14 protein-coding genes are annotated in these 15,619 nt (G+C 64.6%); 6 read left to right on the top strand and 8 right to left on the bottom strand.

Annotated elements, in window-relative coordinates; all coding sequences use genetic code 11:
• Nucleotides 1-9: 9 nt before the first annotated feature.
• Both ACP691_RS15965 and ACP691_RS15960 read right to left on the bottom strand, forming a co-directional pair.
• Nucleotides 10-609 carry a YceI family protein gene (locus tag ACP691_RS15965; protein ID WP_426151586.1) on the bottom strand — a complete coding sequence of 200 codons (600 nt, stop codon included), beginning with the start codon at nt 607-609 and terminating at the stop codon, nt 10-12.
• Nucleotides 610-643: 34 nt separating this feature from the next.
• Nucleotides 644-1,195, bottom strand: a complete 552-nt coding sequence (locus ACP691_RS15960; RefSeq protein WP_426151588.1) for a cytochrome b — start codon at nt 1,193-1,195, stop codon at nt 644-646.
• Between the two features lie 282 nt (nt 1,196-1,477).
• Between ACP691_RS15960 and ACP691_RS15955 the strand changes: the two genes are divergently transcribed.
• Both ACP691_RS15955 and ACP691_RS15950 read left to right on the top strand, forming a co-directional pair.
• Nucleotides 1,478-2,884: an adenosylmethionine--8-amino-7-oxononanoate transaminase gene (locus ACP691_RS15955; RefSeq protein ID WP_426151590.1), complete on the top strand. Its 1,407-nt coding sequence runs from the start codon at nt 1,478-1,480 to the stop codon at nt 2,882-2,884.
• 36 nt (nt 2,885-2,920) lie between these two features.
• Entirely contained in the window at nt 2,921-3,655 is a 735-nt protein-coding gene (locus ACP691_RS15950) for a 16S rRNA (uracil(1498)-N(3))-methyltransferase (RefSeq protein WP_426151592.1), read from the top strand.
• Here the strand turns inward: ACP691_RS15950 and ACP691_RS15945 are convergent.
• The 6 genes from ACP691_RS15945 to ACP691_RS15920 form a co-directional block, all read right to left on the bottom strand.
• Nucleotides 3,636-4,094 (bottom strand): chemotaxis protein CheW, encoded by a 459-nt coding sequence (locus tag ACP691_RS15945; protein WP_426151594.1) that lies wholly within the window; start codon nt 4,092-4,094, stop codon nt 3,636-3,638. The genes ACP691_RS15950 and ACP691_RS15945 overlap by 20 nt on opposite strands.
• Nucleotides 4,087-8,853, bottom strand: a complete 4,767-nt coding sequence (locus ACP691_RS15940; RefSeq protein WP_426151596.1) for an Hpt domain-containing protein — start codon at nt 8,851-8,853, stop codon at nt 4,087-4,089. Before ACP691_RS15940 ends, ACP691_RS15945 begins: the two co-directional genes overlap by 8 nt.
• A 63-nt stretch (nt 8,854-8,916) precedes the next feature.
• Complete coding sequence (locus ACP691_RS15935) at nt 8,917-10,962, bottom strand: methyl-accepting chemotaxis protein (RefSeq protein WP_426151598.1); 2,046 nt, start codon at nt 10,960-10,962, stop codon at nt 8,917-8,919.
• A 21-nt stretch (nt 10,963-10,983) separates the two neighbouring features.
• Entirely contained in the window at nt 10,984-11,523 is a 540-nt protein-coding gene (locus ACP691_RS15930) for a chemotaxis protein CheW (RefSeq protein WP_426151600.1), read from the bottom strand.
• 6 nt (nt 11,524-11,529) lie between these two features.
• A complete protein-coding gene (gene pilH / locus ACP691_RS15925) occupies nt 11,530-11,895 on the bottom strand; it encodes a twitching motility response regulator PilH (RefSeq protein ID WP_040259571.1) in 366 nt (121 codons plus the stop codon).
• A gap of 55 nt (nt 11,896-11,950) precedes the next feature.
• Nucleotides 11,951-12,352 (bottom strand): response regulator, encoded by a 402-nt coding sequence (locus ACP691_RS15920; protein ID WP_040259569.1) that lies wholly within the window; start codon nt 12,350-12,352, stop codon nt 11,951-11,953.
• A 189-nt stretch (nt 12,353-12,541) separates the two neighbouring features.
• Here ACP691_RS15920 and gshB point away from each other — a divergent pair, with 189 nt between their 5' ends.
• The 4 genes from gshB to ruvX all read left to right on the top strand — a co-directional run bounded on the left by gshB (nt 12,542) and on the right by ruvX (nt 15,609).
• Nucleotides 12,542-13,495 carry a glutathione synthase gene (gene gshB / locus ACP691_RS15915; protein ID WP_426151603.1) on the top strand — a complete coding sequence of 318 codons (954 nt, stop codon included), beginning with the start codon at nt 12,542-12,544 and terminating at the stop codon, nt 13,493-13,495.
• 100 nt (nt 13,496-13,595) lie between these two features.
• On the top strand, nt 13,596-14,498 hold the full coding sequence (locus tag ACP691_RS15910; protein ID WP_426151605.1) for a TonB family protein: 903 nt from the start codon (nt 13,596-13,598) through the stop codon (nt 14,496-14,498).
• A gap of 101 nt (nt 14,499-14,599) precedes the next feature.
• Nucleotides 14,600-15,169, top strand: coding sequence for a YqgE/AlgH family protein (locus ACP691_RS15905; RefSeq protein ID WP_426151607.1), 570 nt, complete (start codon nt 14,600-14,602; stop codon nt 15,167-15,169).
• On the top strand, nt 15,169-15,609 hold the full coding sequence (ruvX, locus tag ACP691_RS15900) for a Holliday junction resolvase RuvX (RefSeq protein WP_426151609.1): 441 nt from the start codon (nt 15,169-15,171) through the stop codon (nt 15,607-15,609). Before ACP691_RS15905 ends, ruvX begins: the two co-directional genes overlap by 1 nt.
• The last annotated feature ends 10 nt before the right edge of the window (nt 15,610-15,619 follow it).

The following is a 15,619-nucleotide window of genomic DNA, read 5'->3' as shown; positions in this document are numbered from 1 at the left end:
CGAGGCGGTTTACTTCTTCTGTACGCCTTCGAAGGAGAAGTACAGCTCTACCGTATCGGACTGTGGGCCCAGGTCCATGGTCTTGGGCGCGAAATCCTTGCGGTTGATGCTGGTGGTACCTTCGAAACCGGCGCGGTAGCCGCCCCACGGGTCCTTGCCTTCGCCGAGGAAGGTGGCCTTGATGACTACAGGCTTGGTGACGCCCTGCAGGGTCAGATCACCGGTCACGTCCGCGGTCAGCTTGCCGTCAGCGTTCTTGCCGGTGGGCTTGACGCTGGTGGACTTGAAGGTGGCTTCCGGATATTGGGCAACGTTGAGGAAATCCTTGCTGCTGATGTGCTTGTCACGTTCGGCATGGTTGGTGAAAACGCTGGCGGTTTTCAGGGTGACGTCGATCTTGGCGTCTTCGGGTTTGGCGGCATCGAAGCTGAAATTGCCGTCGAAGTCCTTGAAGGTACCGGTAATGAAGCTGTAGCCCAGGTGGCTGATCTTGAAGTCGACGAAGGCGTGCTGGCCTTCCTTGTCGATGTGGTAATCAGCGGCCATGGCCTGGCCAGCGGTCAATGCGGTAGTGGTCAGGGCCAGCGCGGCCAGTGTGTGCTTCAACATGAGAGGGTTTCCTTTTCGTGAGTAGTCATTGTGGTCAAGCGCGGCGGCCCAGCATGCGCACCAAGGTGGCATCCCGGTCGACGAAATGGTGTTTGAGCGCGGCCAGGCCATGCAATACGGAGAAAACGACCAGTGCCCAGGCCAGGTAGAGGTGAATATCGCCTGCCCGCTCCGCCTGGTTCTCGATGCCGCTGAAGGCCGCTGGAACCTGGAACCAGCCGAATACTGAAATGCCTACGCCATCGGCGGTGGAAATCAGGTAGCCGGTAATCATGACCAGGAACAGGTCCAGGTACAGGAACATATGCACCGCCACGGCAGCTACCCGAGTGGGCTTGCCCTGGTTGGGCGTTGGTGGCGGAGGCGGGCTGACGAACCGCCAGATCGCCCGCAGCAGCATGAACAAGAACAGCATCAGGCCAATGCTTTTGTGCAGTTCTGGCGCGGCCTTGCGCCAGGGGTCGTAATAGCCGAGTCCGACCATCCAAAGGCCCAGGGCGAACATGCCGAATACCGCGAGCGCCACACCCCAATGCAGGAAGAGGCTGACGGCACCATAGCGTGAGGGAGAATTGCGAAGCTGCATGACAGCGTTCCTTGAAATCGATGGTGGAAGGTTAGCGGCTTACCTATCGAAAAAAAGCGGAAAATTTCGCTTCAACCTATCGAGGGTAACGATAGGAATAATGCTCTAGCACCGTTAAGGCAAGGTTAATCCAGGCAAGCGCCGTGATGCGCCGCCTGCCAGCGCGGCGCCATGACGCAAGTCACTCCCTGAGTTTATGGGTTGTTCGCCGCGGCGGCATTGCATAGGCTTGCGTCTTTATTTTTCAGCGGCCCTGTACCATAGGCGCCACGGAGCTTGACCTTGAGTCTCAATCAACACTGGATGGACCGGGACCTGGACGTGCTATGGCACCCCTGCACCCAGATGAAAGACCACGAACGGCTGCCTGTCATCCCGATCAAGCGTGGTGATGGCGTGTGGCTGGAAGACTTCGATGGCAAGCGCTATCTGGACGCGGTCAGCTCCTGGTGGGTCAACGTGTTCGGCCACGCCAACCCGCGGATAAACCAGCGCATCAAGGATCAGGTCGACCAGCTGGAACATGTCATCCTGGCAGGGTTCAGCCACGCCCCGGTCATCGAGCTGTCCGAGCGCCTGGTCAAGATCACTCCGGCCGGCCTGGACCGGGTGTTCTACGCAGACAACGGCTCCTCGTGCATCGAAGTGGCGCTCAAGATGAGCTATCACTACTGGCTCAACCGCGGCCAGCCGAAGAAGAGGCGCTTCGTCACCCTCACCAACAGCTATCACGGCGAAACCATCGCGGCCATGTCCGTAGGTGACGTGCCGCTGTTCACGGAAACCTACAAGGCCTTGCTGCTCGATACGCTCAAGGTACCGAGCCCGGATTGCTATCTGCGCCCTGAAGGCAGGAGTTGGGAAGACCATTCGCGCACGCTGTTCGCGGCCATGGAACAAACCCTGGCCGAGCATCACGAAAGCGTGGCCGCGGTCATCATCGAGCCGCTGATCCAGGGTGCCGGCGGCATGCGCATGTACCATCCGGTGTACCTGCGACTGCTGCGCGAGGCCTGCGACCGCTACGGCGTGCACCTGATCCATGACGAAATCGCGGTAGGCTTCGGCCGCACTGGAACCCTGTTCGCCTGCGAGCAGGCCGGCATTCGCCCGGATTTCCTCTGCCTTTCCAAGGCGCTGACGGGGGGTTACCTGCCCCTGGCCGCATGCCTGACCACCGACGAGGTGTATCAGGCGTTCTACGACGACTATTCCACCCTGCGTGCTTTCCTGCATTCGCACAGCTACACGGGCAACCCTTTGGCCTGCGCCGCCGCGCTGGCCACACTGGACATCTTCGAACAGGACCAGGTCATCGAGCGCAACCAGGCACTGGCCCGGCGCATGGCTACGGCAACCGCGCACCTGGCTGACCACCCCCATGTGGCGGAGGTGCGCCAGACCGGGATGGTCCTGGCCATCGAGATGGTGCAAGACAAGGCCAGCCGCCAGCCCTACCCTTGGCAGGAGCGACGCGGGTTGCGGGTGTTCGAGCATGCCTTGACCCGTGGCGCCCTGCTGCGCCCGCTGGGGAGCGTAGTGTATTTCCTGCCGCCTTATGTGATTACCCCCGAGCAGATCGACTTCCTGGCCGAGGTGGCCAGCGAAGGCATCGACATGGCTACCCGACAGGGCGCGCCGGTCAGCGTATCGGCGGCTGGGCCGGCGAATTTCCGTGATCCGGGCTAGGCCCTTGGTATTTTCCTTTAATCAGCGATCAGGCTCATGAGACTTTCCCGCTTCCATGTCGACCTTCCTCTGTCCCTGGGCGAGCACCTGCTTCCCGAGGCCCAGGCTCATTACATCGGCCGCGTGCTGCGCCTGGCCGAAGGCGATCGCGTCCAGCTGTTCGATGGACTCGGCCAGGAGTACCTGGCCACGCTGCTGCACATGGGCAAGAAAGCCTTGAGCGTTCGCGTCGATGAGGTGTTACCCGGCCTGCCGGAATCTTCGCTGACGATTCACCTGGGTCAAGGGTTGTCCCGCGGCGAACGGATGGATTGGGCCATCCAGAAGGCAACCGAACTGGGCGTGGCCGAGCTCACGCCGATCCTCACCCAACGGTGCGAAGTGCGCCTGAAGGACGAGCGCGCAGACAAGCGCCTGGCCCACTGGCGCCAGGTGGCGATCAGCGCCTGCGAACAAAGCGGTCGTTCCCGGGTGCCGCTGATTCATCCACCCCTGCCCTTGACGGACTGGCTCGATCAGTGCGAAGCCGAGCTGAAGCTGGTGCTGCACCCGGTTGCCGAGCCGCTGACCCGTCACCCGGCCCCAGGCGCCCTGGCGTTCCTGATCGGCCCGGAAGGCGGCTTGAGCGAAGAGGAAGTCCAGCAAGCGCGCCAGGCCGGCTTTCAACCCGCGCGTCTGGGGCCTCGGGTATTACGAACGGAAACCGCGCCCGTGGTCGCCCTGGCCGTGGCTCAGCAGCTGTGGGGCGATTTCAGCCAGGACGGCCATTGAGGACCAGAGTGGCCAGGCCATCCAGGTCTGGCACCCGCACCGCATCCTGGCCGACCAGGACGGCCGCCAGCTCCAGGGGCGCCAGTGGCACGTCAACGTAGCTCAGCTGACTGTCGACCTTCAGCGTGCGTGGAATGCCCTGCATCAATAGGGCAAAGAACGGCAGCCGTTCGCCTACCCCATGCATTACCGCCACGCGCACCCGCTCGCCCCGGGGCAAGGGCTGTCCGCAGGCAGCCTCGAAACTGACCAAGGGCAATTGACGTCCCCGCCAGGGGATATCCCCCAGGTCCCAGGGCGCGGCCTGGCCTGCGGCGTCCCTGGGCCGGTAGCCAATGAGTTCGGCCACCGCTACGTCCGGCACCATCAATTGCCGGCCAGCCAGGGGCAATAGCAGCACGTTCAAGGTTTCCCGCCGTGAAAATATCCGGTCAGGCATGTTGGCTGCTCCAGAAGCGAACCAGGTGCAACAGCTGGGATTCTTGATAAGGCTTGCCCAGGAATTCGCTGACGCCCAGGGTCATTGCCCGCTGGCGGTGCTTCTCGCCAGTACGGGACGTGATCATGATCACCGGGATTGCCGCCAACCTGGGCTCGGACTTGAGCCGGCTCACCAATTCGAAGCCGTCCATGCGCGGCATCTCGATATCCACCAACAGCACGTCTGGCTGGTGTTCGGCCAAGGCATGCAAGGCTTCGACCCCATCCCGCGCGGTGATCACCCGTACCCCATGACGCTCCAGCAAGCGCCCCGTGACCTTGCGCACCGTCACTGAATCATCGACCACCATGGCCAAGGGCGGCCTGGTGGCTGGCGTGTCGTAACGCACTTCAGGATTCAGCCTGGGCGTCGGACGCACGTGTGCCGCCCGAATCTGGGCAAGCAGGTCCAGGATCAATACCACGCGCCCGTCACCCAGCAAAGTGGCGCCGCTCACCCCTGGCAGCGCGGCGAACTGTGGCCCCAGGCTTTTGACCACGATCTCCCTGGCCCCGGCCAGGGCATCCACATGCACGGCAACCTGATGATCCGGTGCGCGAATCAGCATCAGCGGCTGTGGCAGGTCACGGTCGATCGTCCCTGGCCGCGCCGAGGCATCCAGAACCTCGCCCAGGTAGCGCAGGTCGTAGGACAAGCCTGAGAAACGGTAACGTGGTGGCTGGACAGCATAGGCAGCTTCCAGCTCCTGGGCATCCACCCGCACGATGCCTTCAATGCTGTTCAGCGGCACCGCGAACAACTCCTCGCCGCATTGCACCATCAGGGCCCGGTTGACCGACACGCTGAACGGCAGCCGGATCACGAAACGCGCGCCGCTCCCCACCCGGCTGTCGATGATCATGGTTCCGCCCAGTTGCTTGACCTCTTCGTGGACGACGTCCATGCCCAGGCCACGCCCGGAAATCTGGGTGATCTTCTGGGCAGTCGAAAAACCCGGCTGAAGAATGAACTGAAGCACGTCGTGATCGGGCAAGTCGCTATCCGGGCCTAGCAACCCTCGCTTGGTCGCTTTCGCCCGTACGGCTTCCAGCGGGATGCCCGCGCCGTCGTCGATCATTTCGATCACGATCTCACCGCCCTCATGGGCTACCCGCAGCGTCACCAGGCCGCGCTCAGGCTTGCCGGCGGCGCGGCGGCCCTCGGCCGATTCCAGGCCATGGTCGATCGCGTTACGCAGCATGTGCTCCAGAGGCGCGATCATCCGCTCCAGGACGGTGCGGTCCATCTCGACTTCGGTATCGCTGGTTTCGAATTCCACCTCCTTGCCCAGTTCTTCGGCGACTTGCCGCACGATACGCTGCAAGCGCGGCAGCACCCTGGCGAAGGGGACCATGCGAGTACGCATCAGGCCTTCCTGCAGTCCCGAACAGATGCGCCCCTGCTGGGCCAGCAAGCGCTGGGCATCCTGGGTCTGCGTGGCCAGGGTGTCACGCAGGTCGGAAAGGTCCGATACAGCTTCGAGCAACGCTCGGCTCAGCTCACGCAGGTGGGTCTGGCGCTCCAGCTCCAGCGGGTCGAAGCCGTCTTCGGGCGCGCTTGCGCCACGCCCCGGCAGGGGTTGCAAGGTCTCGCTGTCCAGATGCACCAGATGGTCGCGCATGCGCGCCAAGGTCGTTTCCATTTCCAGCAACGCGGTCTGCCCGTCGTTCACCTGTTGCTCGACCCGCCCCCGGATGATGGACGCTTCACCGGCAAGGTTGGCCAGGTCTTCGAGCATCAGTGCCGCGACCTTCACCTGGTCACTGGTACCACGCTCGGATGCCGGGGCGAGATCGCCGACCGCCGTGCGCGCCGGCTCCTGCGCCGGGGGCAGCAGACGGCTTCCGTAACCCTGGATGCTTTGCAGCAGGGCATCGTCCACCGGGGCCGGCTCACCCGAGCGTACAGCGTCAAGCATCAGCGCGAGGCGATCGTGCCCCTTGTGCAACAGCTTGAACAACGCGGGGGCGACGGGAAGCTCTCCGGTAGAGATCCGCTCGTAGAGCGTTTCCAGCTCATGGGCCAGGTCGCCCACCGGGCCTACTTCAGCCATGCGCGCGCCACCTTTGAGGGTGTGCAGGTCACGCAGCAGGTTTTCTACCTCCAGAGCATTGGCCGGCTCCGCTTGCCAGCGAGCCAGGGCGGCGCCCGCGGCCTCGATAAGGTCCGCGCCTTCCTCGAGGAAAACGTGCAGCAACTCCTGCTCGTCACTGGCCAGGGCTTCCGACGCTTCATCCCCGAAGGGGGCATGGAGCTCAGCCAGCCAGTGCTCGATTGGTATCTCGCTTGCGGTGGCTTGGAGTTGATCAAGCCAGTACCGCAGGCGCTCGTGGGCCTGACGGGCACGGGCCCGCTCTTCTTCGGACTGGTCCAGGCGTGGGTAGAGGTCGCGCAGGCTGGCCGCGTAATCAGCCAACGGCAGGAACCCAGCCAGCCGGGCGCCGCCTGCCAGGGTATCCAGGTCACGCTGCAATGCGGCCAAGGCCGCCTCACGCTCGCCCCCTTGGAGCCATGAGCGCAGCGCATCGTCGGCATTGTCGAGCAGGTCGCTGGCTTCAGCGCGGAAAAGGCAGGCCAGGCTGGGTTGGTCGGTGGGAGCGACATCGGACCAGGTTCTGCTGGGCAAGGGCATCGCGCCACTTGGGCGAACGATGCCCAGCTCATTCGGGGCGAGGGCCAGGCCCAGCCAATGCCGGAGTCGCTTCAGCGCCTCTTCTCCCGGCGTCAACGATTGCCCCGCCGCCAATTCGTCGAACTGGTCGTACAGTGCCTCCTGTGCCTGCCGGGCATCGCTAAGCAATGCCTCATCGGCACTGAGGCTGCCTTCCTCGACCGCGCCGTACAGATCGAGCAAGGCCTCGCAGAGCGCATCCATCTCAGGAAGCTCAGCCAGGTGCGCCTGTTCACCCAGACGCTCGACGGCTTCCAGCAGCGCGGTCAACTCCGCGAAGCCGCCAGGTGTCCGCTGCCAGCGGGTCAGCAGTTCCTGGGCCTGGTCAAGCTCGTCGATACCCTCGCGCAGCAATATCCGGCGCGCCTCGCGTGTGCCCTGCTCCTGAGCAGAAGCCGGGCCGCCTGTAGCGGTACCAAGCAAGGCATCGACACGGGTGGCCAGGTCCTCCCTGTCGATAGCCTCGGGCGCATGCCGAGCGACCTGGGCCAAGCCCTGCTCGAGCATGTCCAGCGCTGTGCCCAACAGGGCCAGGTCAGCGGCGTCCAAGGCTTGCTCGCGGGCCCGCCGCTCCTTGCAAAGCCGGTAGATGGAGGCCGCCAGCTCGCCCAACGCCGGAACGCCCGCCATGAAGGCGCTGCCCTTGAGGGTGTGCAGCGCGCGCTGCAAGGCGTCGGTCACCGCCGCTGGTGCCATGGCCTTGCGCAAGAAGCCGCGCAGGATCTCCACATAGGTATGGGCTTCGTGGTGGAAAATGTCGAGCAGCTGCGCATCCAGCGGCTCGGCCAAGTGCGGATTCGAGACCTCTGCTGGCGCGGGCGCGATGCTGGAAGCGGCCATAGCGGTCGCATCACTGCTCAACCCGGCCAAGGCATGGCGGGCGCTGGCCAACAACGCTTCCTCCGCTTCCCGTGGGTCGACCATCCAGCGACGCAGCATCCATTCGATCGCGCACAGAGCATCGGCCAGGGTTTCCAGCACCTGCGCCGCTGGCCGCTCGGTCGCTGGCAGCAGGCGCTCATGGGCATAACGTTCCAGGGCCCCAAGCAACTGCAACAGGGCTTCCGGGCGCACCATGGCCAGGGCGCTGCGCAATTCGAGCAATTGGGTAGGCACCTGCGCAAGGCGCGAGGCTACCCAGCCGCCTTCCAGACATTCACTGATGGATTGCTCGATCCGCTCGAGGGCGGTCAGAGCTTCTTCGATCGCCAGATGGTGGATGCGCTCCAGTTCCGTAGGCGCGACCTGCGTGGCATCGGCGGCGCGCTCTTGCGGCCCGACCATGCCGGCCAGGGTCCCTTCGACGTAGAGCAAGGCACCCGCGGCATCCAGGATGCTGGCGTCGTCCAGGTCCGAATCCTGGGCCAACGCTTGTACCGTACTCATCTGGTCAAGGATCGCTCGCCGTGGCTGCTGGAAACCCAGCACCGCCAGGGCATCGGCGATGCGGCGCAGCGAAGGGGCGATCACCCCAAGGCCGTCGCGGTCGCGGTGGGGGTCGCTGAGGTAGCGATCCAGGCGAGCCTTGTTCAAGGACAATTCTTCGCAAAGGGCACCGACCAAGGGGCCAAGCCCGGCCCTGTCCGGGGTTACCCTAGGCATGCTCGCCAGCGGCTCCAGCGCATGCTGAGGGCCGACCAGGGCGTTCAGCGCCTGCGTAGGCAAGGCAGGCTCGCCAAGGGCGGCGCTGATCTCGTTCAACCAAGGATGCAGCAGCGAAGGCAGGTCCTGCCGGGCCTCGACCACTCGCTCCAGATAGGCCGGGAGCCGGTCGATCAACTGCCGCAACAGCGTCAGCGCCGTCGGCGAGGGCTGGGCCAGCCGGGCCAGCCGTTCCAGGTCACCGGCCAGGCGCGCCGCGCCGGGGAAATTGACGAATCCCAGCGCGGCGACGACCTCATGCAGCGCTTCGGCGCACTGCCTGCGTGCTGTTCCGTCGGCTGAGCCGTCCAAGGCCTGGCGAGCCTGCGCCAGGGTTGTGGCAAGTTCAGGCCGCAGCCACTGCAGGCCGACGATGTCGGGGCGCCCGTGCCTGTCCAGGTTCATGCCCTTGCCCTCGGTCGGCGGGACCAGGCCCGGCCCTCGGTACCGCCAAGGGGGCCCATGAGCTCAGTTCCCATCGCCGGCGGGCAAGGTGAAGCCTGACACTGACCGCCGCATCTCGCTGGCCATCTGCGCCAGGTTGCTCATGCTTTCAGCCGCAGCGGTGGAGTCGGCGGAGGTCTGGGTAGTGATTTCCTGGATCACCGCCATGGTATGGGATATCTGCCCCGAGGAGGACGTCTGCTGCTGGGCCGCGTTGGAAATCCGCTGGATCAATGCCGCCAGGTCCTGGGACACGCTTTCGATCTCTTCCAGCGCCACACCGGCGTCTTGGGCCAGGCGGGCGCCACGTACCACTTCGTAGGTCGTCTGTTCCATGGACATCACCGCCTCGTTGGTATCGGCCTGGATCGCTCGCACCAGCATCTCGATCTGTCGGGTGGCGGCCGATGAGCGTTCCGCCAGCCGCTGTACTTCATCGGCGACCACCGCGAAGCCCCGGCCTGCTTCTCCGGCCATGGACGCCTGGATCGCCGCGTTCAGGGCCAGGATGTTGGTCTGCTCGGCGATGTCATCGATCAAGCCCACGATATCGCCGATTTCCTGGGAAGACTCACCGAGCCGCTTGATACGCTTGGACGTGTCCTGGATCTGGAAGCGGATCACGTCCATGCCCTGGATGGTGTTATGCACCGTCTCGCTGCCTTTGTTGGCAATGTTCACCGAACGCTCGGCCACCTTGGCCGACTCGTAGGCGTTGAACGACACATGGTCGATGGATTCGGCCATGTCGCCGATGGCCCTGGACGCTTCGCTGATCTGCTGCGCCTGGTGTTCGGACGCCTTGGCCAACTGGCTGGCCGTGCCCTGGGTATCCTGCACCGCGGTGGCTACTCGCTCGGCGGCGCGGTTGATGGTGGCTACCAGGCCACGCAACTGGTCGATGGAGTGGTTGATGGAATCGGCGATGGCACCAGTGAAGTCTTCGGTCACCGACGCGGTCACGGTCAGGTCACCGGCGGCCAAGCCCTCGATCTCATCGAGCAGGCGCATGATCGCATGCTGGTTGCGCTCGTTTTTCTGGGCGGTTTCCCGCAGTCGCCGGTTGGTTTCCCGGACCATCACCACCGCCATCAGAATGATCGATGCCAAGGCCAGCAAGCCCAGTACGTAGCCGCCTGCCACATCCATGCGGCGGCCAGCGGCGAGCGATTCGAAACCACTGGCCAGGCGTGACGCTTCGTCGAGCAACGTCTGGGAAAGCCTGAAGATATCACTGGCAGCAGCGCGAACCTTGAACAGTTCTGGGGATGTTTCAAGGATTTCTCCGACCGACCCCGAGACGAAGGCGAAAAGTTCGGCGATTTCCTGCAGTCGCGCGCGGGCGAGCGGATCGGCCACCTGACGAATGCCTTGGCTAGCGCTGCCATTGAGCATGCCGTCGAGCACGACGCCGAAGCGATTGGCGTCCCGGCCGAACGCTTCGGCAGCCCGAGGCGCGTTCTCGTCGCCAGCCAATACGGTGTTCACCGAGCCAAGGATCCGCTCGGCCAGCAGCGACTGGCGCTGGGCCACGGCCACTTGATCTGCCGGCGCCCCGCGACGTAGCAGGCTGTCGACGACCTTCTCGGACTCCAGCTGCAACTGGGGCACGGTCTCGGCCAGGGTGGCAGCTACCTGATGCAGGGAAAGCACGGTTTGCTCGCTGGCCAGAATGGTATCGGCACCCTGTCGCAGCCGATCCCAATCCCGCTGCACCGCGAGCATTTGCTCATGCACGGCATGGGGAGCCGGAGGAAGGCCGGTATGGGCATCGCCATCGAGCAGGTAGCGCCAGCGTCGATCGAATTCATTGCGCGCCGCGGTCAGCTCGCGAAACGCCTCGGCTTCCCCGGTGGCCGCTTCGGTCGCGCTCTTGGCGATACGCTGAGACACCACCCGCAGCTCACCGGCGTGGCCGATGTACTGCTTGTCGTGGTTGGCCTGGGTATTGAGGTAGGCGAAGTTGGCGAACAGCAGCATGATAAGGATCACCAGCGCCACGAACAGCCCGGCGATCTGGGCGGTACTGCGTGAGCCCTGCAGGCTGCGGGTCAGGCCAGGCATGTTCATCGCGCGACACCTTCCAGCGCATCAGGCCGCCACATCGAGAAACTCCGTTGCCGTGACCAGCGCGAAAGGACTGAACACCGCCCATTCGCGCTCATGGAAGAAGTAACCGCGAACGAAGGGCGCCAAGGCCTCGTCGAGGTTTTCGGGCGGGACCATGGCCAGGTCGGTCGGAGGAAAATGCTGAAGACCGGGCGCCTCATCCACCAGCAGGCCGGTGAACAGGTCGTCGTGGTCGATCACCAGCACCCGCCGCTGTCGCCTGTGGCTGGACAGGGCCGCGCCGAAATAACCGGAGAGGTTCATCACCGGCAGCAGGCGCCCACGCAGGTTCGCCACGCCCAATACCCAGGGCTTGGTGCCCGGAATGCGAGTCATGCGTGGTTCGGGAAGTACTTCGGCCACTTCGCTCATGGGCGCCACATACCAGCCATTGCCTAGGCGAAAGCTGATACCGCTCCACGGCGCTTCGCCATCCTGCTCCACCGGCAGGCTCGCGGCCCGCGCGCGGCAGCGCTGGTCCATGGCCAACAGCAGCTCGAAGGCCGTCGAAGAGGCGTTCATCGCCGCTCAGCGGGCCAGTACGCCGGCGAGGGCGGCGGTGAGCTCGCTTTCCTCGAAGGGCTTGGTCAGGTAAGCCCGTGCCCCCTGGCGCGCGCCCCAGACCTTGTCGGTTTCCTGGTCCTTGCTGGTGATGATGATGATCGGAATCTGCGCGGTGGACTCGTCCTTGGTCAGTTGGCGAGTTGCCTGGAAACCATTCATGCCTGGCATCACGATGTCCATCAACACGGCGTCAGGCCGCTCCTGCCGGGCCAGGGCCACGCCGTCGGCGCCGTTGGCGGCCTTGAGTACCTGGTGGCCCTGGCGTTCGAGCATGCCGGTGAGTTTCTGCAGCTCGGTGGCCGAGTCATCGATGATCAGGATTCGAGCCATGCTGTTCCTCGTAGGATTCGATAAAGGGTGCGCGACAAGGCGCGGGGCGGAGCGCTCACGGCGGCGACGGCTGGAAGTCCGGCACCTGGGCGTGGATGGCCTGCACCAGCGAGGCACGGTCGAAGGGCTTGGTGAGGAACTGGTCGGCCCCCACGGCCCGGGCCCGGGCCCGGTCGAACAGGCCATCGCGCGACGACAGCATGACCACACGAACGCTCGCGAATCGGGGGTTCTGCTTGATCAGTTGGCAGGCCTGGTAACCATCGAGACGCGGCATCATCACATCGATGAATACGACCCGGGGCTGTCGATCAGCCAGGCGCGCCAGCGCGTCGAGACCGTCCACCGCGGTCACCACTTCGCAGCCAACCTGCTCCAATAGCGTTTCGGCCGTGTGGCGGATGGTCTTGGAATCATCCACCACCATGACTTTCAGGCCCTGCGAATGCTGTTCCATGATCGCTCGTTCGGTCTGCCTCGGCTGGCCCGGCACGCCTGCCGGACGGGCGCGGACCTGGGAGCTTTTTAGCATACTCCCATTGCGGCTTCCACGACCAACCGGGTAGCCGCCCTTGACCGCGCCTCTTGCGCGGGCCACCCTGACGGCCATCGAAGCCTGCCCTTTTTTGCCTGGAGACCCGCCACCATGCCTATCCGCGTCGGAATCGTCATGGACCCCATTTCCCGTATCGCCTACAAGAAGGATACGTCCCTGGCGCTGCTCCTGGCCGCCCAGGCCCGCGGCTGGGAACTGACCTACATGGAGCTGCCCGACCTCTACCAGGCCAATGGGCAACCCCGGGCCAAGGCCAGCCCCTTGAAAGTGTTCGCCGACCCGCAGCAATGGTACGCGCTGGAGGCGGCCCAGGACATCGCCCTGGCCGAGCTTGACGTGATCCTGATGCGCAAGGACCCGCCCTTCAACATCGAGTTCGTCTACGCCACCTACTTCCTCGAGCAGGCCGAGCGCGCCGGCGTGCTGGTGGTCAACAAGCCGCAGAGCCTGCGCGACTGCAACGAGAAGCTGTTCGCTACCCAGTTCCCGCAGTGCAACCCGCCGACCCTGGTCAGCCGCCGCCAGGACATCATCCGTGCCTTCGTGGCGGAGCATGGCGATGTCATTCTCAAGCCTCTGGACGAAATGGGCGGTGCGTCCATCTTCCGCCATCGCGAAGGCGACCCGAACCTGTCGGTGATCCTGGAAACCCTGACCGCGCACGGTACCCACCAGACCATGGCACAGGCCTACATCCCGGCGATCAAGGGAGGCGACAAGCGCATCCTGATGATCGATGGCGAGCCTGTGGATTACTGCCTGGCGCGTATTCCGGCCGCTGGGGAAACCCGAGGCAACCTGGCCGCTGGCGGCCGTGGCGAGGCGCGGCCGCTCACCGAGCGGGACCGCTGGATCGCCGCCCAGGTAGGCCCTACCCTGCGGGAAAAGGGCCTGATGTTCGTAGGCCTGGATGTAATAGGCGATTACCTTACCGAGATCAACGTCACCAGCCCGACCTGCGCCCGGGAAATCGACGCTGCCTTCGGTACGGACATCGGCGGGCTGCTGATGGACGCCATCGCGCGCAAGCTCGAACAGCGCTGATAAAGAGGGGCGGGCCGCCAATCGGCTGCGCCGTCCTCATCAGGCTTTTGCGGTATGATGCCGCGCCATTGGCCGCAAGGGCACGCCTGCCGGGAACCCGATGACCAGCTTTACCGACATCTCCGCCAAGCTCACCACCAAGGCCGCCCGTCCGGCGGACCGCTTGGGGTTTGCCCTGTTCGTGGCCGCGCTGGTGCATCTGGCGGTGATCCTGGGGGTGAGCTTCGATCTGCAGCCACCGGCGCAGATCAGCAAGACCCTGGAGGTGACCCTGTCGACCTTCAAGAGCGACAAGGCGCCGGAGCAGGCTGATTACCTTGCCCAGGACAACCAGCAGGGCAGCGGCACCCTGGAACACAAGGCGGTACCGAAAACCACCGAAGTGGCTCCGTTCCAGAGCGAGCAGATCAACAAGGTCACGCCACCGCCAGCGCCACGGCCCGTTCGTGAGCAGGCACCGCAGAAGACCAAGGCAGTCGCCACCACGGCGAGCCAACCCACCAGGACCGAAGCCCGGCCACAGAAGCAGCCCGTGGACGAACGCCCCAAGGCCGCCACTCCAGACTTCGACAGCGCTCAGCTTTCCAGCGAGATCGCCAGCCTCGAGGCCGAGCTTTCCAATGAGCAACAAGCCTATGCCAAGCGCCCGCGCATCTACCGGCTCAGCGCCGCGTCGACCATGCGCGACAAGGGTGCCTGGTACAAGGAAGACTGGCGCAAGAAGGTCGAACGCGTAGGCAACCTCAACTACCCGGACGAAGCGCGTCGGCAGCAGATCTACGGCAGCCTGCGGATGTTGGTATCGATCAACCGGGATGGGTCGCTGTACGAAGTCCTGGTGCTGGAATCCTCGGGGCAGCCCCTGCTGGACGAAGCCGCCCAGCGCATCGTTCGGCTCGCGGCCCCCTTTGCGCCTTTCACCGGGGACCTTTCCGACATCGATCGGCTCGAAATCATTCGAACCTGGCGGTTCTCGAAAGGGGACAGGCTGTCGAGCAACTAGGTTTTCGCGGCACAGGCATTTGCCGGCGGGTTTTCATATCAAAGCCCCGGCTGGGCCATTCCTGGCTTGTAAGCACACCAAGGCGGCGCCACACTACCTTTATGAAGACTCTCGAAACCAGCTACCTCAAGCATCAGTTCCTGATCGCCATGCCGCACATGGCCGATCCGAACTTCGCCCACACGCTTACCTATATCGTGGAGCATACTGATCGTGGCGCCATGGGCCTGGTGGTCAATCGCCCCCAGGAACTGAACCTGGCCGACATCCTCGAGCAGCTTCGCCCGGATGCCACCCCACCGCTGTCCGCGCAACTGGTGCCGGTCTACGGGGGCGGCCCCGTGCAGATGGACCGCGGCTTCGTCCTGCATACCAGCGGGCCAGTGTTCGATGCCACCGTGGACCTGGGCGGCGTGTCCCTTTCCACCTCCCAGGATGTGCTGTTCGCCATCGCCGATGGTAGCGGGCCGGCCCATAGCCTGATCGCCCTGGGCTATGCCGGCTGGGAAGCGGGGCAACTGGAAAGCGAAATGGCCGAGAACGCCTGGCTGACCTGCCCCTTCGATGCCGAGATCCTGTTCAACGTGCCCAGCGAGCAGCGGCTGGAGGCCGCCGCCAGTCGGCTGGGGGTCACGCTGGGGCTGCTTACCAGCCAGGCGGGCCACGCCTGATGAGCGTGCGTTTGCTACTGGGCTTCGACTACGGCAGCAAGCAGATCGGCGTTGCCGTGGGCCAGGTCATCACTGGCCAGGCTCGCGAGCTTTGTGTGCTCAAGGCCCAGAACGGCGTGCCCGACTGGCTCAAGGTGCAAGCGTTGATCACGGAATGGAAGCCCGATGCGCTGGTAGTGGGGCTTCCGCTGAACATGGACGGCACCCCCAGCGACATGAGCGCCCGGGCCGAGCGCTTCGCCCGCCAGCTCAGCGGTCGTTTCAACCTGCCGGCCCATACCCACGACGAGCGCCTGACGACCTTCGAAGCCAAGGGTGAGCGCATGTCGCGAGGCCAGCGCACCCACAGCTACCGTGACAACCCGGTCGACGCCATCGCCGCCCGGCTGTTGCTCGAAGGCTGGCTGGAGGCCAACGCCGCGCAACTTTCCTCTGACTGACCGGACTGGA

It is taken from the genome of Pseudomonas sp. DC3200b2, from assembly GCF_049895785.1.
Lineage (GTDB): Bacteria > Pseudomonadota > Gammaproteobacteria > Pseudomonadales > Pseudomonadaceae > Aquipseudomonas > Aquipseudomonas massiliensis.
The sequence above is the reverse complement of the archived record's forward strand: the minus strand, read 5'-3'. Positions and strand labels throughout refer to the sequence as shown.